General features: G+C 70.6%; 5 protein-coding genes. All 5 read right to left on the bottom strand.

Going from position 1 to position 22,254, the window contains the following annotated elements; all coding sequences use genetic code 11:
- The 5 genes from FJV41_RS15320 to FJV41_RS15300 are packed head-to-tail and all read right to left on the bottom strand — an operon-like array spanning window position 1 to window position 22,192.
- Window positions 1-4,479 (bottom strand): type I polyketide synthase, encoded by a 4,479-nt coding sequence (locus FJV41_RS15320; RefSeq protein WP_141643222.1) that lies wholly within the window; start codon window positions 4,477-4,479, stop codon window positions 1-3.
- Window positions 4,469-13,984, bottom strand: coding sequence for a non-ribosomal peptide synthetase (locus tag FJV41_RS15315; protein WP_141643221.1), 9,516 nt, complete (start codon window positions 13,982-13,984; stop codon window positions 4,469-4,471). Before FJV41_RS15315 ends, FJV41_RS15320 begins: the two co-directional genes overlap by 11 nt.
- Window positions 13,981-19,344 (bottom strand): AMP-binding protein, encoded by a 5,364-nt coding sequence (locus FJV41_RS15310; RefSeq protein WP_141643220.1) that lies wholly within the window; start codon window positions 19,342-19,344, stop codon window positions 13,981-13,983. Before FJV41_RS15310 ends, FJV41_RS15315 begins: the two co-directional genes overlap by 4 nt.
- Complete coding sequence (locus tag FJV41_RS15305; protein ID WP_141643219.1) at window positions 19,341-20,975, bottom strand: B12-binding domain-containing radical SAM protein; 1,635 nt, start codon at window positions 20,973-20,975, stop codon at window positions 19,341-19,343. Before FJV41_RS15305 ends, FJV41_RS15310 begins: the two co-directional genes overlap by 4 nt.
- Window positions 20,972-22,192, bottom strand: a complete 1,221-nt coding sequence (locus FJV41_RS15300) for a MupA/Atu3671 family FMN-dependent luciferase-like monooxygenase (protein ID WP_141643218.1) — start codon at window positions 22,190-22,192, stop codon at window positions 20,972-20,974. Before FJV41_RS15300 ends, FJV41_RS15305 begins: the two co-directional genes overlap by 4 nt.
- Window positions 22,193-22,254 lie beyond the last annotated feature (62 nt).

Below are 22,254 nucleotides of genomic sequence, written 5' to 3'. Positions count from 1 at the left end.
TCACCTTGCACCTCGGGATGGCTCGGGTTGCTGAAGCTGGGCGCGCGCTTCGTCCTCGGAGAGCGATTCGATCTCCGCGAGGAGCCGCGCGAACTCCGGGTCCTCCACCTCCGCTCCCGTGGCCACCGCGAGCGCCAGCGAGAGTTGGGCAATGGTCGGCCCCTCGAAGAGCACGCGCAGCGGCAGGTCCACCTGGAAGGTCGTCCTCACACGGGCCAGCAACTGCACGGCGGTGAGCGAGTTGGCTCCCAGCTCGAACAAGTCCTCGGTGGGTCCCGCCTCCACGCCCAACAACGCATGGACGATTCCGGCGAGCGCGGTGGAGATGTCCGCGCCACCAGGTGGAGTTCCCGGGGTGCTCGAGGCCACCGTGGAGCCCGGCGCCGTCGGAAGCTCCGCCACGCGGACCCATTGGCGCACGCGGTCCTCCAGGTCATCCCGGGTGACGACCACCCGCCGGAGCTCTGGGGCGCGCAGGACCTGGTCGAGCAACTGTGCAAGTTCGTCGTCCGCGAGCATGCGATTGCGCTGATTCGCGGCGATGCCGTCCGACCAGGTCGACGGTTGCGTCCCCCGGTGCCACCCCTCCCAGTGGATGGCCCTCCAGCGGGCCTCTGGTGGCGCCGCCTGGACGAAGGCATCCACGTAGCCATTCGCCGCGCCGTACGCGCCCAGTCCGAGCCCACCGAGGATGGGGGACATCGACGATGTCGTCAGGCGGAAGTCGACGTCCACGCCCTCGAGCGCGCGCGTCAGGGCCCGCACGCCGTCCACCCGAGGCGCCAGCTGCTCCTCGCAGCGCTCGGGGGTGAGCTCCAGCAGCGCGCAGTGGGTCTCATCCCGGATGACTCCCGCCGCGTGGAAGACCCCGTGCAACCGCCCATGCCGTCCGACGATGTCCTGGACGACGCGCGTCACCGCCGCCATGTCCGTCACGTCCGCCTGGACCACGTGGACCCGTGGGTCGACCGGCAGCTCACGCGACCTGCCGCGCGCCAGGGCGTAGACGGTGGCGTTCCACCGGTCGAGGAGCATGCGCGCCACGATGGAGCCGAAGCGCCCCGTGCCGCCGGTGATGAGATACACCCCGTCCTTGCGCAGGAGCGAGGTGCGCTCGGTCGACGGCGGCTCGACGTGGGGATGGACTCGGGTCCACACGTGATGGCCGCGGAAGGCCAACATCGGTCGAGGCGTGGCGCCCAGCACTTCGTCGAGCAGCGCCTTGCTCGCGGTGTCGAGCGAGTCACAGTCGAAGTGGGCTCCCCACAGGCCCGCGATCTCCTGGCTCGCGATGAGCGACAGCGGACCGAGCATCGCCCGCTCGGGCAGCACCGTCTCCGTCCCCACGACGTCGTGCGCCTGCTCGGTGAGGGTGAAGATGCGAGTCCCCCGCTCATGGGGTCGCCGTCCCAGGACGCGGATGAGGCTGAGCAGCCCTCGGAAGCAGCGGTCCCGCTCGTCCGCGCTCACCGGCCCCACACCCCACAGATGCAGGGCGCGCGCCGGGAGGCCACCGCGTGATGAGACGCTGTCGACCACACGCCGCAGGTCTTCATCCACGCCCGCGCGCACGACGAAGCGGTGGTCGTCGAGCCGCTCGAACCCGCGACCTGGAACGACCTCCACCACCGCGTGGCCCTGCTCACGGAGCGCCGCAATGAAGCGCCGACTCGAGTCCTGGTCTCGCACGAGCGCCAGCCAGGGCGTCTGCGCCACCCACGCCAGCTCGGGTGTCACGGCCGTCCCAGCGGGGGCCGCGGACTGGACCTGCTGCCACGAGACCAGCCGCGTGGAGAGCGCCCGGGACGCATTCGCGGGCGCGACGGTAGGCACCCCGCGCCCGGCGGAAGGCTCCACCTGAGGCGTCGCGGACGACTCCAGCCAGTACGACGTCCTCGCGAACGGATAGGCCGGCAGTGGGACGCGCCGACGTGGCTCGCCGTCGTAGAGCTTCTCCAGGTGGACGGAGCGCCCCTGAGAGCGGAGTCGGCCGATGGCCTCAAGTACCTGGTTCAGCGCATCCCGCTCCGGACTCGCGCAGCACGCAACCGGCACGAAGGCGTCCCGGTCGTACTGCTTCGCGGCGCTGGACAGCGCGCGCCCCGGCCCTACTTCCAGGGCCAGCAAGGGACCACTGCCCTGCCCCATGAGCCCCTTGAGAGTGCCCAGCGCGTCCACGAACCTCACGGGCCTGCGCACCTGTTGGACCCAGTCGTCGCCTCTCCCCTGCGCGCCCTCCCCCACGCGCGCTCCCGAGGTGGAGGAGATGAACGGGATGCTCGGCGGCGCGAAGCGGATGGGCGCCAGGGCGTCTCGCAGCCCTCCGAGGATGGGCTCCATCAGCGCCGAGTGGAAGGCGCGCTTCGTGCGCAGCCGTTGCCAGGGGATGCCCAACCGGTCCAGTCCCTCGCAGAACCCGGCCAGCGCGACCTCCGGGCCGGAGACCACGGTGGCCGCGCGGCCATTCACCGCCGCGAGTGCGAGTCCCGGAATCAGGCGCTCCAGCACCGCCTCTTCTCCCAGCGACACCGCGACCATTCCTCCAGGCTGGGTGCTGACCATCAGTCGCCCGCGCGCGGCCACGGCCTCGAGCGCGACGCGAACATCCACCGTGCCGCTCGTCACCGCGGCGTTCCACTCGCCCAGGCTGTGACCGAGCACCACGTCCGGCACCACGCCCACGGCGCGCAGCGTCTCCGACAGCGCGTGGGAGGTTAGGAAGAGCAAGGGCTGGAGCACGTCGGTGTCGTGCTCGCGCTCCTCGGCGCTCAAGGCCAACAGGTTGGGACCGCCGCGCCGCTCCAGGTGCCCCGCGAGGTTGTCGAACGTCTTCCGGAACAGCGGCAGGTCCCGACGAAGCTGCCGCGTCATCGCCCCCACTTCGCCGCCCTGTCCCGGGAACAGGAACGCCACGCGCGGCGGTCCTCCGGGCGATGGAGCCAACGGCTTCGCGGCGCGCAGCTTCGCGGCGACGGCGGAGGGCGTGTTCCCGACAACATCCAGCCGGTACGGCAGCTCTCGCCGCCCCACATGCAGGGTGTAGGCAACGTCCGCCAGGAGCAGCTCGGTGTCGGACTCGAGCACGCTCGCCAGTCGCTCCGCCGAAGCCGTCGCGGCCTCGGCCGTCGCCGCGCAGAGCGACACCAGGCGAGGACGCGGCCTCAGCTCCGCGACGGTCGCGCGCGCCTCCGGCGGTTCTTCCAGGACGACGTGCGCGTTCGTCCCGCCAATGCCAAAGGAGCTCACCCCCGCGCGAAGCGGCTCACTGCCTCGCTCCCAGACCATGGCTTGACGAGGCACGCGCAGCACGCGCTCGCTCGCCACCGTGAGCGGCGAATCCGTGCCCCCTAGCGTCAGGGGAATCCGGCGGTGCCGCAGCATCAGGAGCGCCTTGAGCAACCCGGCGATGCCGGCCGCCGACTCCGCATGGCCCACGTTGCCCTTGCAGGAGCCGAGCAGGAGAGGCGTCCTCCGCGCCGACTGTCCGAACACGTCTCGCAGCGCGCGCAGCTCGATTTCATCCCCGAGCCGGGTGGCGGTGCCGTGCCCCTCCAGGTAGCTGATGTCCGAGGGCACGAACCCCGCCGCCGCGAGTGCGTCCGCGATGACGGCGCGCTGTCCTGCTTGAGAAGGCGCGGTGAAGCCCGCCTTGCCGTGGCCATCATTGTTCACCGCCGAGCCCGCGATGACACCCAGGATGCGACTGCCTCGGGCGAGCGCATCATCCAGCCGCTGAAGCACCACGACGCCCGCGCCGCTGCCGAACAGGGTGCCATCCGCGTCGCTGGCATAGGGCCGGCACTGGCCGGTGGGCGACATCACGCCCCCCGTGGCCGCGTGGTAGCCCGCGTGCTGCGGAAGCCGGACGGACACGCCTCCCGCGAGCGCCACGTCGCACTCGCCATCCAGCAGCGCGCGACAGGCCAGATGCACCGAGACCAGGGAGCCGGAGCAGGCCGTCTGCACCGCGCAGCTCGGACCGCGCAGGTCCAACTTGTAGGAGATGGACGTGGGCAGGAAGTCGGCGTTGTTGTGGATGGCAATCGTGTCCACGCCGACTTCGTCCCGAGCGTTGGTCGCCGCCAGGTTCTCCAGCAGGTAGCCGCTCGCGGTGGACGCGATGAAGACGCCCACCGCATGCTCGACCGAGGCCGGGGTGATGGCCGCGTCGTCGAGCGCCGCGTGCGCGCACTCGAGCATCACCCGCTGCTGCGGGTCCATCACCTGGGCCTCGCGGGGTGAGTAGCCAAACAACCTCGCGTCGAAGCAGTCCACCTCGTCGAGCGGTGCGCAGACGCCCACCCAATCAGGGGCACCGGGATGGATGCCCTTGAGGAGCGACTTCTCGGCCGCCTCGCGGGCGATGCGCTGGAAGCCGGTGCGTCCGGAGAGAAGCAGGTCCCAGTAGGCGTCCAGGTCGCGTGCGCCCGGGAAACGGCAGGCGGCGCCTACCACCGCGATGGCGGTCTCAGAGGTCATGGTCGTCCTGGGTGGAGGGCTCGGCCGACGTGGCGCGGGTGCGGCGTCTCTCGCGGCGTCGTCGGCCCCGCTCGCCCAGCGCGGCACCGGGAGCGGCCGACGGGGCCCCGTTGCGCAGGAAGGCGCCCAGCGTGGCCACCGTGGGGTACTGATACAGGTCGGCGACGGTCAGCCCAAGCTCGGCCACCTCGAGGCGGTCGAAGACCTCCAGCATGAGCAGGGAGTGCCCGCCCAGGTCGAAGAAGTTCTGCTCGCGCCCCACCCGTTCGCGCCCGAGCACCTTGCACCACGTCTGGACGATGCGCTCCTCCACGGCATCCAGCGGAGCCTCTGCGTCCACATCGGGGATGACCGCCGCCTCCAGCGCCCTGCGGTCCAGCTTCCCGCTCGGCGTTCGGGGAAGCTGCTCCACCACGGCGAAGCGCGCCGGAACCATGTACGCGGGCAGCACGCCCCCGACCCACGTCCGCAGCGCCTTCTCCGACAGGTCGGCGGGGGCGGGAGGTGGTGGCATCGGACGCGACGCACGCGGCTCCGGAGGTGGACACGCCTTGCGCCACGCATGGAGCATCCACAGCTCCGCCTTGGACAGATAGCGGTGCGGAATCCAGCGCAGCTCGAACGTCTTGGGGATGAGGGCTTCGACCTGGGCCCGGCTCCCTCCGCGCTCCTCGACCTCAATCAGGAGCTGGTCGATGCGCTCCCAGTGCTGGGGCTCGATGCCTCGCAGCACGTCGATCTCCGCGCGCTCGACATCCACCTTGAGCAGATGCACCCGGGGCAGGGATAGCCGCTCCATCAAGGCGGAGACGGTGGTGACCTCCACCTCCGTCGCGCGTCCGACGAAGCGCGCCTCCGACAACCTGTCCAGCGCCTCCGAGGGTAGCACCGCGCCCACCTCGCGCCCCACGGACTCCGCACCCGAGCGGAAGATGAGCGCATCCCACGCCTGGTCCGGGAAGAGCCCGGACTGCACGCTGGCCCCCGGGTAGAAGGTGAAGGTCCGCCGGCCCGGTGCCTCCGCGAGCGCCGCGCCGATGACGGTGGCCTCGCAGGCATGCAGTCGCAGGTTCTGCTCCAGCAACCGACGAAGCTCGTCCGCGGGCTCCACGGCGACGATGCGGGTTCGCTGCGCGGCATAGTGCGAGAAGAGAGAGAAGAGGCCGATGTTCGCGCCGACATCCATGACGACCGCGTCATCCGGAAGTCCCAGGGCGATGGCGTCATGACCGAACATCTCCGTGAAGAGGTAGTCGGACTCCGAGCGCTGATGCTCGAAGACCGCCAGCCCGTTGGGCAGCGTGTGCAGGCGCCCTCCCCGCAGCCATTGCTCGCGCTCGTCAGGCATGACGAAGGCGGTGAGGCGCTGGTGCTGCTCGTCGAAGATGACCGCCGAGGCCGCCACGCCAGGGCACCCATCCAGGGCCGCCTCGATTTCGGCGACCTCCACGCGCGCTCCCCGGACACTGACCTGCTGGTCCGCTCGCCCCAGGTAGGTCAGCGAGCCATCGTCATCGAGGCGGCTGAGGTCTCCGGTGCGGAAGACGCGGCCACCGTCACCCGAGGGGTCCGGGAGGAACGTCGCCGCCGTGCGAGCGGGGTCATCCAGATAGCCGCGGTTGACGACCTCGCCTCCGACGTACAGCTCACTGAGGGCCCCCGTTGGCACCGGACGCATGCGTGAATCCAAGAGCGCCGCGCTGCTGCCCGAGATGGGGCGACCGATGGGCGGTGCGCGCCCCGTGTCGTCGACCTCCGTCCAGGTGTCGTCACAGGCAATCTCAGAGGCACCGTACAGGTTGATCAGCCGAGCCGAGGGGAGCCGCTCGCGGAACTGGCGGACGACCTCCGAGGGGAGCGCCTCACCACTGGCAATCCACAGCGACAGGGAGCCCAGTCGCTCCTCCAACGGCGCGCGCACCCGGACGACAGCCGCGAGCAGCGAAGGGACGATGATGATTCGCGTGACACGGTGGCGCGCCAGCTCCTCCACGAACACGTGAGGGTCCTTCAGCGCGTCGTCCGAGAGGATGACCTGGGGGACACCCGCCAGCAGCGGGCCGACGATCTCCTGAAGCGAGTCCCCGAAGCTGAGGGGCGTCTTCTGGCAGCACACCTCGTCCGCACGGTAGGGGAAGGTCACCTCGCGCCAGGCCGTGACTGCGAGCGTGGCCCGGTGCGTGCCCATGACGCCCTTGGGACGTCCCGTGGAGCCCGACGTGAAAAGGATGTATGCGAGGCCGTCCGCGAAGACCTCGACGTCTGGCGCGGACAGCGGCTCGCCCGTGGCGAAGGCGTCCACGTCGATCAGCTCGGCGGTCAGTTGCCGGGCCTCGTCCGGAATGCGGTCCGCGAGCCGACCCACCGTGAGGACGACAGGAGGCTTCGCCGCCGTGAGCATCTGTTCGATGCGCTTGCGCGGATACGACGGGTCCAGCGGCACATACGCGCCCCCCGCCTTGAGCGTCGCCAGGATGCCGACGACGGATTGAATCGAGCGGCCGATGAAGAGGCCCACGGGGACCTCCGGGCCCACGCCTCGCTTCACCAGCGCATGGGCGAGGCGGTTCGCCCACGCATCCAGTCGCGCGAAGCTGACCGAGGTCTGCTCCTGGAGGAGCGCCGTCGCATCGGGACTCCGACGCACACGTGCCTCGAAGGCACGGTGGACCGTGGTCTCGCGATAGGCCGCGGCCCGGGGCATGGATAGGACGGACCCGCCGTCGGCGAGCGCCAGGTCTCCGACGCGGGTGAGCGACGCGTCGACAAGTCCCACGAGGGCGCGGCGCAGGGAGCCGAGGACGGACCGGGCGCGGGCCTCGGACATGCGCGTGGGGTCCCAGGCGAGTTGGAGCTCCAGTCGTTCCCCCGGGATGATGACCAGCGTGGCGGGATAGTGGGAGCGCTGCACCACATCCACCCCCTCCAGCGTGAGCTCCGAGGAGAGCGCGCGCAGGGCATGCTGGACGGGGAAGTTCTCGATGAGGACCACGTGGTTGAAGAGTGACTCCGTGGCGCGGAGCTGACTCCAGCGCTGAATCTCCGAGAGCGACGTCCCTTCATAGGGACCCCGAGCCAGGGCCTCACGCTGGAAGGCCGACAGCCAGACGCCTGGAGCCTCCGTGTCGGGGACGCGCACGCGCACAGGCACCGTGTTGACGAACAACCCCACGGCGCGGTCCACCCCCGGGAGGTCCGTGGGGCGACCGGAAACCGTCAGCCCGAACACCACTTCGGACGAGCGGGCGAAGCGCGCGAGCACCAGGCTCCAGCCCGCCTGCAGCAAGGTCCCAAGGGTGACTTCGTGTCGACGCGCCCCCGCGACGATGCGCGCCGTCTCCTCGACGTCCAGTTGCAGGGACACCTGCCCGTGCTCGCGCAGCAGCTCACCCGGGTTGCCGACCGGTCCGAGCCCCAGCGGGTCAGACGGCTGGGCCCCCGCGAGGGTGCTGGCCCAGAACGCACGCGTGCGCGGTCGCGACGGCAGGTCCGGGCGTTCGGAGGACTGGCGCGCGAGCAACTGCTGGAAGGCATCCGAGACACCGCTGCCTTCCAGCGATGCACCGGCGTACGTCCGCAGTAGGTCCTCGACGACGGTGGTCACCGCCCAGCCGTCGACGATGAGGTGGTGGAAGGTCCAGAGCACCTCCCAGGCCTCGTCGTCGTGTCGCAGCAGCGACATGCGCGCGAGCGGCGCACGCTCCAGGTCGAACGATGCGACGCGCTCTCGGGTGGCGTACTCGGCGGCGGCCACCGCGCGCTCGGACTCGGGGAGCGGACGCAGGTCGAGGACGGCGAGCGGCGCTTCGACGTGCCGATGAACGAGCTGGAGCGGCTCGGCCAGGTCTCGGAACTCGAAGCTGACCCGGAGGGCCGCGTGCCGCGCGAGGACGCTCGCCCAGGCCGCACGGTAGCGCTCCACGTCCAGCGCGCCCCGGAGCCGGAAGCGCATTTGATTCTCGTAGACCCCGGAGTCCGGCGCCGCGCGGACGTGGAAGAGCATGCCCCGCTGCATGGGGGTGAGCGGGAAGAGGTCTGGCGCGCCTCTCTCCCGGACCAGCTCCGCGAGCCGCGACAGCGGAATCTCTGGAGGCGTCAGGTCGAGCGCCACCTCGGGAATCGCGCGGGCCTCCTCCAGCAGCGCGCGCAGTTCCCGGGCGAGCCCCTCCAGCACCGTCGTGGCGGAGCCCCCCAGTGCACCATCCGCGCGAGTGAGACGCAGCTCCAGGCCACCCTCGACGAGCGCCGCGTCCAGCGCCAGGGGATAGGGCGCGGCCGACGGCACCGGAGGGCTCTCCCCCCTGAAGTCGCGCAGGCTCCGCAGGATGCCCTTCGGCTCGACGCTGGCGATGCGCCCCAGGTAGTTGACGACGGCGAGCGCTCGCGCCGCCCCGAGTCGACCCCGAAGCTCCGGGTCCTCGGCCAGATGGCGCAGCAGCAGATAACCCACGCCACCGGAGGGAACGCTCCGGAGTGCGGCGACGGCGGACCTGAGCTGATCCACCCGTGCGCGCCGGGGGGCCACCTGCACGGCCACGGGATACAGCGCGGTGAACCACCCCACGGTCCGCGATGTGTCGAGTCCGGGCGAAGAACGGCCGTGCCCTTCCACATCGATGAGGACCCGAGCGGTCCCCGTGGCCTCCGAGAGCAGTCGGGCCAGGGCCGCATACAACACAGCCAGCGGTGAAGCCCCGACGCGCCGGGCGACGTGAAGCACCTGCTCGGTCTCCGCTTCACTCAACTGGAGGACCGCGTTGCCAGCCACGGGCGAGGGCGGCAGTGCCACGCTTACGCCCGTGAGCTGCTCGCGCCAGTGGTCCGCCTCGGCGAGCCACGCCGGGTCCTTCGCGCGGGCCACGAGCTGACGGGCCCACTCCACGTACGGCGTCGAGGACGGCAACGCGGGCTCGTGCCCCTTCGTGAGGGCGTCATATGCGGCGAGCAGGTCCTCGCAGAGCGTGGGCCAGGACACCGCGTCTACCGCGAGGTGGTGGACGACGAGGACCAGGTCCCCACCTTCGTCCGGGCGGGAAGAAGGCACGAGCCCCGCCGCCAGCATGCGGCCTTCCAGTGGCTCCAAGGCCCGCGTCAGCAGGGCGCGCGCTTCGTCGGCCCCCGGGGCGACCGGCAGTCCGGTGAGCCTGGGGAGTGCGTCCGGCGGGAGGACGTGAATCAGGCCCGCGCCAACGTCGATGCGGGAGTGCAGGACATCATGCGCGGCGATGACGGCGTTCAGCGCCTGGACCAGCCGCGCCGTGTCGACTCCTGGCTGGAGCGCCAGGACGACGGACTGGGTCGCCCATTTCGGAATGCCTCCGCCGCCTTGTTCGAGGAGCCAGCGCTGGATGGGCGTCAGCGGAGCGGCTCCCGAGGCGGGCGCGACCTGCTGGAAGTCCCCCACCCTGGCCGCGAGCCGACGGATGGTCGGGTTCTCGAAGAAGTCGATGACCTCCAGGCGGATGTTCTCCGCGCGCAGACGGGCAATCACCCGGACGATGAGGATGGAGTCTCCGCCCAGCTCGAAGATGGACTCATCGATGCCGACCTCGCGCTGGCCCAGCACGTCGCACCACGCGCGAGCAATCGCACGTTCCCGTTCGTTGCGTGGAGCCTCCGGGGTCCGGTCGGAGTCGATGCGCTCGGGCACCGTCAGTCGCGCGCGGTCTATCTTCCCGCTCGGGGACCGAGGCAGCTCCTCCACGAGCACGATGGCCGTGGGCACCATCCAGCTCGGCAGCTCACGCGTGCATCGAGCGAGGAGCGCGTCCTTCAGCGCGACGGCGCGCGGCCCATCGACGACGAGCTCGCGCTCCGTGGGGACACACCAGGCGACGAGCCCCTCGGCGCCCCCCTGCCCCACGGGACGCGCGGCCACGACGGCATGGGCGACCAGGGGCTCGCGAATGAGCGCGGCCTCGACCTCCGCGGGCTCGACCCGTGCGCCACGAATCTTGAGCTGGCCATCCACGCGACCGTGGAAGATGAGCGCTCCGTCCGGACGGAGCGAGACGAGGTCTCCGGTGCGGTACATGCGCTCGTGACGCTGGAGGCTCGGGACGCGCGCCCGCTGCCCCGCCACGCACCAGAGCGTGAAGCGCTCCACGCCGTCACTCGTCGCGATGGCGTAGGGAATCCGGTAGACGTGCAGGTCGACGCCACCGACCTCGGACAGCACCCCCGCCAGTTGTCGGAGCTGGGCCTCCGGTGCGCCCTCTTGCACACAGCGAAGGCTCGCGTCCGTGTACACGAGCGCCGGAAACACATCGGGCGAATCGAACGCCCGGTGCGGCAGCAAGAGCTGGAGTGAGAATCGTCCGCCCGGGCGCAGCACCTCCACGAGGTTGCGCAGGAACTCGCGCGGATGTGCCACGCGGTCCAGCACCAACGAGGAGAGCGCGAAGTCGAGCGAGCCGGGCATCAGGCCCGTGTCGGCGGAGAAGCGCGCCATGGGCGTATCCACATGCGCCTGGACGACCCGGTGGCCCCGCAGCCGGGCGCGATGCACCTGCCACGGGCCAATGTCCACGCCCGTGACGTCCGCACCCGCCGCCCGCAGGGTGTCGAGCACTTCTCCCCCGCCGAAGCCCAGGTCCGTGCCCTTGAGGCCCTGGAAGCCGGCGACGCCGAGCAGATGCGCGAGCACCGGCTCCTCCAGACCTCGACCGTTGACCAGGTCATGCGAGCCCTCCGCGAGATAACGGAGGAAGCCATGTCGGTTCGCTTCGTCCGCCAGTCCCGCGGCGAGTTCGCGCGTGCGCTGGACGATGTCCTCGGGGAGCCCCTGCACCATGGGGTCGAAGGCCTCCGGGTCCAGGCAGCGACGCCGCAGAGACGCCGCTTCGATGGGCGTTCCGGGGCGCGAGGTGATGAAGGACTCGACGGCGTGCACCGCGGCCGGATGGTCCAGGTCGACAGGAGGAGGAAGCTCGTCCGCGAACGGATTCGGGAGGAACCGCTCGGAGGTGATGTCCGGACGCCCGAAGTAGCCCATCGCGACGCCGGGGCCGGACAGGTAGAGCTCGCCCCGGACACCGCAGGGCACGGGCTCGCCCCGAGCATCCAGGACATAGGCCCGGGAGTTGTCGAGCGGCAAGCCAATGGGAACCGTGCCTGACGTCTCGTCGAAGCTCTCTCCCAGGTCATGCGCCGTGGAGTACACGGTGTATTCGGCCGGACCGTAGGCGTTGCACAGCCTGCGGCGTCCCATCCATCGCTGGACCAGCGCGGGAGGGAACGTCTCCCCCACCACCACGAGCCAGCTATCGAGTCGCGCGGGCACGAGCGACGGGTCCACCCGGGCGAGGAACGAAGGCACCACCACCGCGACGTCGACGGCATCCTGGACGAGCACGTCCGCGAAGGCCTCGGGCGTGCGCCGCTCGTCCGGAATCATCACGAGCGTCCCGCCATTGAGCAGCGCCATGGCCGTCTCACCGACGATGGCGTCGAAGCTCACTCCGGAGAACTGCGAGACGACGCTGCCAGGACGGATGCCGAAGTAACGGGCCTGCCACTGCGCCAGGTTGAGCAACCCGCCGTGGGCGACCTCGATGGCCTTCGGACGTCCCGTCGAGCCGGACGTGTAGACCAGGTACGAAGGCGCCTCGGGACCGAACGCCGCGTCAGGTGGAGTGGAGGGGCGAGCGGAGATGGCGCGGGACTCGTCATCGAGCATGACGATGGGGGACATCAGCGTCACGGGCAGGCCATCCATCAGGGCCGACGTCGTCACCACCAGACCCGGCGTCGCGTCCTCGACCAGCGCGGCGATGCGCTCGGTGGGCAGGTTGACGTCGAAGGACACATAGGCCCCGCCCACCAACTGCGTGGCCAGCATCGCGACGATGAGCTCGGGGTCGCGCGTCAGATAGAGCGCGATGCGGACACCCGGGCGCGCACCATAGGCATGCAGGTGATGCGCGAGACGCGAGGCCCGCTCGAGCAGTTCCTGGTACGTGAAGGAGCGCTCCCCTGCCCGGAGCGCCACCACGTCCGGATGCTGGCGCGCCACGCGGGTGAAGCGTGCGCCGACGTTGGGCTCTTCCGGAAAGGGCTGCTCCGGCCCGCGCAGGCGCGTCAACTGGTGGCGACGCTCCTCCTCGGAGAGCAGCGGCACGGTGCCGACCGTGAGGTCTCCCGGCTCGACCAAGGCGACGAGGGCCCGCAGGAACATCCCCAGGATGGCGTCGACCGTGGCCGCGTCCAGCACCGCGGTGCGGAACTCCGCGGTCACCGCGAGTTCTGACTCCTGGGGATGGACCCGCAGGAAGAGGTCGAAGGGCGACTGTCCGGGATGGACGACGCGCAGGTCGACTCGGGCACGCCCCAGGCGAGCCGCGCCCACCGGAGCACCGTCGTGTACGAAGGCCACCTGCGACAGCGGATGCGTCCTCACATCCGGGCGCTCTCCCGCCAGCGCGACGACGCGGTCGAAAGAGAGGTCCCTGTGCGCGAGCGAGCCCTGGGTCACCTCGCCCACTCGGTCGATGAGCTTCGAAATCGACACGTCCTCTCCGGCCTGGAGCCGCAGCAGCAGCGTGTCCACCAGGTTGCCGACGACGCGCATCGAATCGGCGCGCTCACGCGCGGCGAAGGACGTGATGACCGCGACGTCGTCCTGCGCCCCCAGCCGGTGCAAGACGACTTCGAAAGCGGACAGGAGCACGACGAACGGCGTCGTCCGATGCCGGCGCGCGACGTCGTCGATCTGTCGCCGCAGTCCTGTGGGAAGGGAGAGGACGAGCGTCTCAGCGCGATCATCCCCGGACCGCCCCGCGCGAGCGAGGTGCGCCAGGGGGGACGCGGGAAGTGCTCCCACGAGGGGTGCCCAGTAGCGCTCCAGCGCTTCGCGCCTTTCGGGCGACGGCTCCGCCAGGGCGCGCGCGACATAGGCCCCGTAGTCCTCAGCGGGAGAGAGACTCGCGGGCCTCCCGTCGAGCTCGGCCTCATAGGCGGCGGTGAGGTCGTCGAGCAGGATGCCGCGAGACCAGGCGTCGAAGGCGATGTGATGCACGACGAGCACCAGCAGGTGCTCCTCCGGCGCCACCACGACGGCGAGCGCGCGCACCACCTGCCCCCGGCTCAGGTCGAACGGGAGCCGAGCGGCCCCCCGCGCGAGTTCGTCGGCCGCCGCCTCCCGCTCACCAGCAGGCAGCGCCCCCAGGTCGTGCACTTCCAGCACCACGGGGGCGTCGACCACCTTCGGAACACAGGTGCCCTCCTGCTCCTCGTAGGCGGTGCGAAGGATGGCGTAGCGCTGGACGACGATGTCGAGCGCGCGCTGGAGGGCCGTCAGGTTGAGCGGACCTCGGACCCGCAGGGCGGCGGCGTTGTTGAACGTGCTCGTGCGCCCCAGGGCGCGGTCCACGAACCAGATGCGACGCTGGGCGCCAGAGAGGACGGGCGGGCGCGTGGGCGTGGCCTCCGCCTTGCGCAGGGTGCGGGCCAGCTCGGCGATACGCTCGGGCGACAGCCCGCGAAGACGCTGGTTGAGGTCGTTCATGGGCGGGCGTCTCCCTGCTGCCGTACGGCGTCGCCAAGGACTCCATCCGCGTCGAGCTTGATGAGCGTCTCCACGACGGCGTCAGCCAGCCCGGCCACCGTGGGCGCATCGTGGAGCCGGTTCAACGCGACATCGATTCCGAAGTCCCGATGCATGTGCCAGAGCACCTTGAGCGCCAGCAGCGAGTGGCCACCCAGCGCGAAGAAGTTGTCATGGGCGCCCACGCGGTCGACTCGCAGGACGATGCGGAAGATCTCCGCGATGCGCTCTTCCACCGACCCGTCCGGCGTCACGTACGCGCCCGCCGAATCGGGCCGGGCGGTGGACGTCTGTCGCATCGCCTGGAGGATGGCCGCCGAGGTGCTCCGCTCGGCCACGGGGACGGGAATGCCCGCGAAGCCACTGCCCCGGTCGTCGACAGTCGCTCGCGGTGGGGCGGCGTGGGGCGCCTGGGGAGCATCGGAGAGGACCGCATCCAGCGGCACCTCCCGGGTACCCGCGTCCCCGTCGAGCACACCGCCCAGGCCCGCCAGGAAGGCCATCGCCGGCTCGTTGCGCACCGTCCGCTGGTAGTTGAAGCGCAGCGCGCCAAGGCTCCGACGCCGCGCCAGGGACTGGAGCTCCGCGAGGAGCTTCCCCTCCACGCCGCGCCCCAGGACACGGCAGCTCAGCGCCATGGCCTGGACCTCCAGCGCGTTCGCCCCCTGCGCGGTGACGAGCGCGCCCGTCAAGCCGTAGGCGCCGAAGCGGTCCTCCACCTCGACGACCCAGCACTCGGGTGCGCCGTCGCGGACGAACGCGGCGACCTGGGACTCGTCGTACCGGGTCGCGGACAGGTTGAACTGGTTGGTGCGAGCGAAGAGCTGGGCGACGCGCGCGACATCGGCCTCCTCCGCCGGGCGGAAGTTCACACGAACGGAGAGCTCCGCCAGGAACGCGGACAGGCTGGGCGCGCGCTGACGAAGCTCGCGGCGGTGGGCCTCTTCCCGATAGCGCTCACCGCGCACCCGGTCCTCGGCGGTGACAGCGGGCCGGTCCAGCTCCCAGAGGTGCTCCAGCACCACGGCCTGAGCCGCCTCGTCCGATGGGAGCTGCACCACGGTGACCTCGGGACACGCGGCGGAGATCTCCGCGCAGACCGCCGGGTCGTCGTCCACCATGACGAACGCGTCCAGGCCCAGGTCGAGTTCCTCGGACAGGCTCTGGAGATTCTCGGACTTGGGTCGCCAGTTCACGCGACGGGCGGTGACGTCGCGCGGCGTGAGCACCATGTCGGCGTGGGAGAAGGCGGCCACCACGTCCGCGTCGATGTTCTTGCTGCACAGACACACCACGGTGCCCTCGGAGGCCAGCCGACGCGCGGTGCGCTGCAGGGCCTGCTTGTGCGGAGGGACGCGAAGTCCTCCTTCGCCTCCGCACTCGCCATCCCAGAGGGTGTGGTCGCAATCCAGGACGAGCACCTTCCTAGGCGGACGCGCACGGCCGCGAACCTGTCGGAACAGGACGGTGCCCAGCGCGGCGAACCAATCTTCGATGAACGGCACGCGGCCCAGTTCGTCCAGATAGGGCTCACGCTCTCGCGTGACACCGTAGTGCTGGCCCAGCGACGACAGGTCGAGCACCGCGACGGCGCGGTTCACCTGGGACAACCCGATCAGGACCTCCCGCGCGCGAGCAATCCCGGCGGCCCGTGCTGGCGTGGAGTTGTCCGGAGCCGGGCAGACGGCGACGAGCAGGTCCGCGCCGCTCAGGTCCAACCCCTCCACCACGGAGGCGAACGCGGAGACCCGGCCGAACTGGCCGTCCGCCGTCACCCAGGCGTCGGCATCCACCACGATGACACCCAGGGTCCCCGAGCCGGCGATGAGGGGACTGTCGGCGTCGAGCAACTGCTGTTCAATCTGGTCATAGGCCCCGAACTCGACGGAGAGCGGGAACGCGAGCCGCGCCGCCCAGTGTTCGAGCGACTCCGCCACGGGCTCGATGGTGAAGTTGGCGGCGATGGCGATGCGCCGGGCCACCGCCCTGGGAACGACGGCGGACAGCTCCCGGTCCAGCTCCTGAACGGCCTGCTCCGGCGTCGAGAGCACGGCACCGAGCGCACGGACATAGCCGTCGAGCAGCCGCCGGGCCGTCGACTCCCGGAACAGCTCGCTGGCGTATTCCAGTGACAGGTCGAGCACACCGTCCGCGCCGGGCGTGGCGATGAGCCGCAGATCCAACTCCGCGGTCTGCGTGTCCACCACGGAGGCCTGGGCGCGCACCGCGTCGGGAAGCGCCGACAGCAGGTCGTGGTACCAGAGCCCGACGTTGTAGAGCGGGTTGCCACGCAAGTCCCTGCGAGGGTTGACGGCGCGGACCATCTCCTCGAAGGGGAACTCCGAGTGGGCCAGCGCTCCGGAGAAGACGCCCTTCACGCGCTCCACCAACTCACGCAACGCGAGCCCCTCCGGCAGGGCCACGCGCAGGGGCAGGAAGTTGAGGTGACAGCCCATGAGTCGGGCCGCCTCGCCACCCGGAGGCTGCGCGATGACGGTGCCGAACACCACGTCGCTCCGGCCCGAGACGGTCCGCAGCACCGCCGCGAGCGCGGACGCGAGCACGATGAAGGGCGTGACGCGGGCCTGCTCGGCCGCCGACACCACGCGCGCCCAGGTGGAGCGGTCCAGCACCGTGCCGCATCGCGCCCCCCTGCCCCGCATCGCCGCCGGTCGCTCCCGGTCGATGGGCAGCGGCATCGCCTCCGGAGCGCCACCGAGGACCCCGCGCCACCACGAGGCTCCCGATGCTCCCGAGCGCGCTGCGCGAGTGGCAGCCTCCGCGCACGCGGTCAGGTACGCGGAGTCCAGCTCGGCCCGAGGCCGGACCTCACTGACGGAGGCCCCCAACTCCTCGAGGAGTCCGGTCACCGCCTGTCGGCCTCCCCAGCCATCACAGACGATGTGATGGATGGTGAGGATCAACGTCTGTCGCGTCCCAACGGAGCCCGCCAAGGGAGCCCCACTGAAGACGAGGAGCGCACGCGCCAGCGGCCCCGCGAGGTCGAACGGCGTCGAGACCTCCTCCCTCGCGATGGCATCGAGTTCATCCTCGCCCTGACACTTCAGAGTGGAGAGCGGCACCGTCCCCCTCGCCGCCACTCGCTGTCGGGGAGCACCGTCCACCACTTCGATGGACGCGCGCAGCGCGGGCTGACGCGCCGCGAGCCGAGCCAGGGCCTGTTCGAGCCGTGGCACCGTCACGTCGGCGCCAAGCTCCAGGCGCAAGCCCACATGGTAGAAGGCATGTCCCGGCCGCAGCTGCTCCGCGAACCAGATGCGCTGCTGCGCCGGAGACAAGGCACCGGGCTCCAGCCGCTCACCCGGAGTCATCTCCAACCGCCGACGCTCCTCCAACTTCGCGGCGAGCTGGCGCGGCGTGGACGCAGTGAAAAGGTCCGCGACGTCGAGCCGCACCCCCGTCTCCTGCCGCACCCGCGCCAGCAGCTCGTGCGCGGAGAGCGAGTCACCGCCCAGGCTGAAGAAGTCCGAGTCAGCCCGCGCCCCGCGCCCCTTCCCCGGAAGCACCGAGGCGAAGCAGTCGAGGATGCGGCGGACCTCTGCATCGACGAGTTCCACAGGCGCCGGTGCCACCACCGGCGCGGTGCTCAACCGCGTGAGCGCGCCCTCCAGGAAGCGCCGGCGGACCTCGCGGCGACGAATCTTCCCGCTGGTGGTGCGCGGCAGGGAGCCCGGCTTGACGAAGACCACCTCTCGCAACCGGACGCCATGGTCCTGTCCCGTGCGCTCGACGATGCGCTCCAGCAGGCCCGCGCCCCCATCCTCTTCCAGCGCCACGGGGTCGATCTCATGAACGAGGATGACCGCCTCTTCTCCTTCGCTCTCGACACTGAAGGCCGCGCCACACGCGGGACGCAGCGGCGGAAACGCAGTCTGTACCGTGCGCTCCAGGTCCTCCGGGTGGTGGTTCTGTCCCCGGACGATGATGAGGTCCTTGAGGCGCCCCACGATGAACAGCTCGCCCTGCTCGTCGTGGAAGCCCAGGTCACCGGTGCGCAGATAGCGTCGGTCATCCCCTGGCAGACGCGCGGACAGCTCCTCCGCGTCCTCATGGCCCAGGTAGCCCCGGACGACGGAGGGGCCCGAGACCCAGACCTCTCCCACGACGCCCTGGGAGCACGGCCGTCGGTGTTCCGGGTCAACGACCTTCACCTCCATGCCGGGCACGGGTCGACCACAGCCCGTCAGCGTGACCTGTCGTCCATCGCTCTCGCTCGAGCGGACGGCACGGCCCTCCTCCAGCGTGTCGCGCTCCAGGCGCAGCGAGGTCGGCGCCAGCGCGGGCGGCTTGCCCGACACCATCAGCGTGGCCTCGGCGAGCCCGTAGCACGGCAGGAACGCCTCACGCCGGAAGCCATGGCGGGCGAAGCGCTGGGCGAACCGGTCCAACGTCTCCGCACGCACGGGCTCACTGCCGTTGAAGGCCACCTCCCAGCTCGACAGGTCCACGCCCTGGAGCTGCTCGTCCTGGATGCGCCGGACGCAGAGTTCGTAGGCGAAGTCGGGACCTCCGCTCGTCGTACCGCGGAAGCGACTGATGGCGCGCAGCCACAGCACGGGGTCCGCCAGGAACACGGGCGGAGAGAACCAGAGACACGGCAGGCCCGCGTAGAGCGGCTGGAGCAGGCCGCCAATGAGCCCCATGTCGTGGTAGGGCGGCAACCACGTGACGACGCGCGAGTCGGGACGGTGGCCGAACGCCTCGCGGATGGCCCGCTCCTGGGCGCTCAGGTTGCGGTAGTCGATGAGCACTCCGCGCGGTTCAGAGGTCGACCCGCTGGTGTACTGGACCAGGGCGATGCGGTCCGGGTCGAACGGCCTGCGATACGCCTCCGCGGGCAACGCCTCCGCCACCGTGTCGGTGTCGATCCACGGGGGCAGCAGCTTCACGCCCTCGGGGTCCGCCTGCCGCATCGTGGACACACCGAGCACGGCCTCCGGCAGGGCATCCATCAACACCACGGCCAGGCGTTCGCGCGCGCGACGGCCACGCGGAGGCGGAACGGGAATCGCGGCGACGCCGGCCTGCATGCAGGCCACCAGGGCGACGAGCAGCTCGATGCGCGGCTCATCGATGAGCAGGGCCCGCTGCGCACCCGCCGCGATGAGCCGGGCCGCGATGGGCCGGGCGCGCAAGTCCAGCTCCGTCCAGGTGCAGTGCTGCTCGGCGCCGTCCGTGCCCATGAACACGTAGGCGACCTCGCCCGGACGCTCCACGGCGCGCCGGGCCAGCAGCTCGCACGGGTCGATGACTCCAGGCTCCGGAGGCCAGCCACTCGCATTGCGCGGGGTGTCGTTCATCGGGTCGCCTCCACGCCGCCACCGAGCACGCTCCACCGGGCCTCGTGACCGAGGGCCTCCCAGCGGGCATCGGCCGAGCGCCACTGCGTGAGTGAGTAGGGGTTGGGAATCTCCAGCTCCTGCATGGTCGCCACGAAGCGCTCCAGGCGTTCGAGCCGGTCCCCGGGGGACAGCCCGTCATCGACCATGGAGGCCTCCACCCGCGTCAGCTTGCTGAGCTCGGAGCCGAACCGGGGCCTGGACGCGCCGGAGTCCTTGAGCCGGGTCGACGAACCCGCCAGGCCCTTGGGGTGGTACTGGAAGAGCCACGCGTCGGCGTCGTAGATGTTCGTCCGGTTCTCCCGGAGGAACGTCAGCGTGTCGTTGAACTCGGAGAGCGTCTCCCCGGGGTAGCCGGCAATCCACAGTGTGCTGGTGCGCACGCCCGCATCGCTCAGCGCCTTGAGCGCGCGAGCCATCGTCGGCGGGTCGGTCTTCTTCACCATCTCATCGAGGATGCGCTGGCTGGCGGACTCCAATCCCAGCCGCGCACGGAACAGCCCCGCGTCGCGCCAGCGGGCCGCCTTCTCCGCGTCCAGGCAGGTGCGGTCCGCGCGCACGTAGCAGTCGAAATGGAGCTTCGCGCCGCGCTGGATGAGCGCCTGGGACAACCCATCCAGGATGGGGTTCGACAGCGAGTCACAGAGGTAGAAGGAGTCCTTCCGGTACCGCTGCGAGAGCATGACCATCTGGTCCGCGAGCCTGTCCGTCGGCAGCTTGCGGTAGCCCTTCCAGAAGACGGTCTCCGCGCAGAAGGAGCACTCGAACGGGCAGCCGCGCGACGACGCCGCGGAGAGCTGGAGATAGCGCGACACCTCCAGGTGTCCGTAGTCCGGGTCCGGCAGCTCCGCGAGTTGGAAGTCCTGCCGTGGCCCTCCCGCGCGCAGACGCGCCACCTCTCCTCCGAGGATGCCGGGCGGCAGGTCCGGCTGGTCCAGGATGGAGACGAAGTGCTTCTCGCCTTCGCCAATGACGTAGTAGTCGATGAAGTCGTGCGCGGAATGGAACGCGGCGACCTCCGCCGCGCTCGACGCGATGCCCATGATGGGCCCGGGGCCCCCCACGACGGTCCGCCCTCCCTTCATGAGCGCCTTCGCCCGGCGCAGCAGGAACAGCGTCGCCGCCCACGTGGAGTTGAAGAGCGAGCAGCCGATGACCTCCGGGCGCGTGGTCTCCACCAGGTTCTGGAAGATGGAGCCGACCCTGGCGTACAGCTTCGCGAAGAGGGCGTCGAACGGCGCCGTCTTCAGCCGGGGGACCACCGTGTCCAGTGGCGCCGCGGTGACGTTCAGCACCTCCGCCACCAGCTCCCGGTAGTCGGGGCGCGCGCGCCCGTAGAGGTAGACAATCTGGTGCATCGCCAGCAGGTCCGTGGCGTTGCGCTCCGCGTTCCAGCGACGCCACTCCGGGAACTGGCGCTCCAGCTCGTCGAAGTAGGCCCGCTGGACGGAGAAGACCTCCGGGACGGTGTTGAAGTCGAACAGCGAGACTTCGTGGCCAAAGCGCTCCGCGTAGGCCTTGAGCGCGCTCACGCCCAGCGGCACGCAGATGGGGTCCCAGAAGTGGGGAACGATGAGCAGGGCGCGGCTCACGGTGAGGCCTCCCGTCGGCGCTCCGCCTCGTCACGCACGCGCAACAGGTGCGTGAGCCCCTCGAAGACCTCGTCGCCCGGCATGCCGAAGTCGACGAGACATGCGACTTCGTCCACCCCCGCCAGGGAGAGGCGGTCCACGAAGCCCGCGCACTCCTCGGGAGTGCCAATCAATGACCGGGACTCCAGATAGCGGTCGGTGATGCGAGACATGATTGCCTCCTCGTCTAGCGCCGTGAGCCCCTCGACCGCCGCGCGGGCCTCGGGCTGGGCCATCAGGGAGTTGCGGCTCGTATGGATGAACGAGCGGAGGTAGGACCGCAGGGGGCCATGGGCCGCCGCTCGCGCCCTCCCCGGCTCGGGCCGCACGTGGGTGTGGACCGTGAGGGTGACGCGGGGCGGCCCCTCTCCGCTGAAGTCACGGCGGTACTCGGAGACGCACCGCCCCAGCTCCTCGACGTCCAGGTCCATCAAGCCCGTGAGGACGTTGAGCCCCAGCCGTGACGCATGCGCGAAGCCGCCCGACCGCACGACGGTCAGCCACAGGGGCAGCTCCCGCTGGAGCGGCCGGGGGCGCGGCGTCACCTCCACCATCTGCTGAAGGCCGTTGGCGCGTCGCACCGGCTCGCCTCGCCACGCGGAGCGCAGCAGCGCGACGGCCTCCGCCGTATGGCGATGCCGCTCCGCGAAGGCGTCCGGGGCCAGGACGAAGTCATCCGGGTGCCAGCCTGATGCCAGGGAGATGCCGACCCGACCTCCAGACAGATTGTCGACGACGCTCCACTCCTCCACGACTCGCAGCGGGTCATGCAGTGGCACCGCCACGCTCCCGGCGCGAATCCCAATCCGAGACGTCCGCGCCGCCAGCGCCGCCCCGAGCACCGCGGGATTGGGGAATAAAGAGCCGAAGTCGACGAAGTGCCGCTCGGGCGTCCAGATGGCGTGCAGGCCCTCCGCCTCGGCCAGCTCCACGCAACGCAACAGCAACTCGTACTTCCGGGGGTCATCCGACGCCGCGCTGCTCGAGAAGAAGAACAGGCTGAACTGCAACGAGCGAGTCACGTCCACACGCGCGGCGAGCCTGGCGGGCTCCTCGACAGGAGGGGCCTCGGGGGTTCCGGCGAGCCGTCGGTGGTGCTCTCTCAACCTCCGCTGGAAGAGTTCACGTTTTTCGGTGCTGAGTGCATCGAGACGGCTTTTTACGGTGACACTGTCCATAAGTGTTTCCCGCCGCTTGAAGACAGACACCACTCACCCCGGGGAAGTACGTATGAACAGAC

It is taken from the genome of Myxococcus llanfairpwllgwyngyllgogerychwyrndrobwllllantysiliogogogochensis (genome assembly GCF_006636215.1).
Classification (GTDB): Bacteria; Myxococcota; Myxococcia; order Myxococcales; family Myxococcaceae; genus Myxococcus; species Myxococcus llanfairpwllgwyngyllgogerychwyrndrobwllllantysiliogogogochensis.
This window is presented reverse-complemented; position numbering and strand designations above follow the sequence as displayed.

What these genes read in the sequence shown, in the direction of transcription:
- FJV41_RS15300 (WP_141643218.1), bottom strand. Translation starts at nt 22,192, where the DNA reads ATGGACAGTGTCACCGTAAAAAGCCGTCTCGATGCACTCAGCACCGAA.
- FJV41_RS15320 (WP_141643222.1), bottom strand. Translation starts at nt 4,479, where the DNA reads ATGACCTCTGAGACCGCCATCGCGGTGGTAGGCGCCGCCTGCCGTTTC.
- FJV41_RS15310 (WP_141643220.1), bottom strand. Translation starts at nt 19,344, where the DNA reads ATGAACGACACCCCGCGCAATGCGAGTGGCTGGCCTCCGGAGCCTGGA.
- FJV41_RS15315 (WP_141643221.1), bottom strand. Translation starts at nt 13,984, where the DNA reads ATGAACGACCTCAACCAGCGTCTTCGCGGGCTGTCGCCCGAGCGTATC.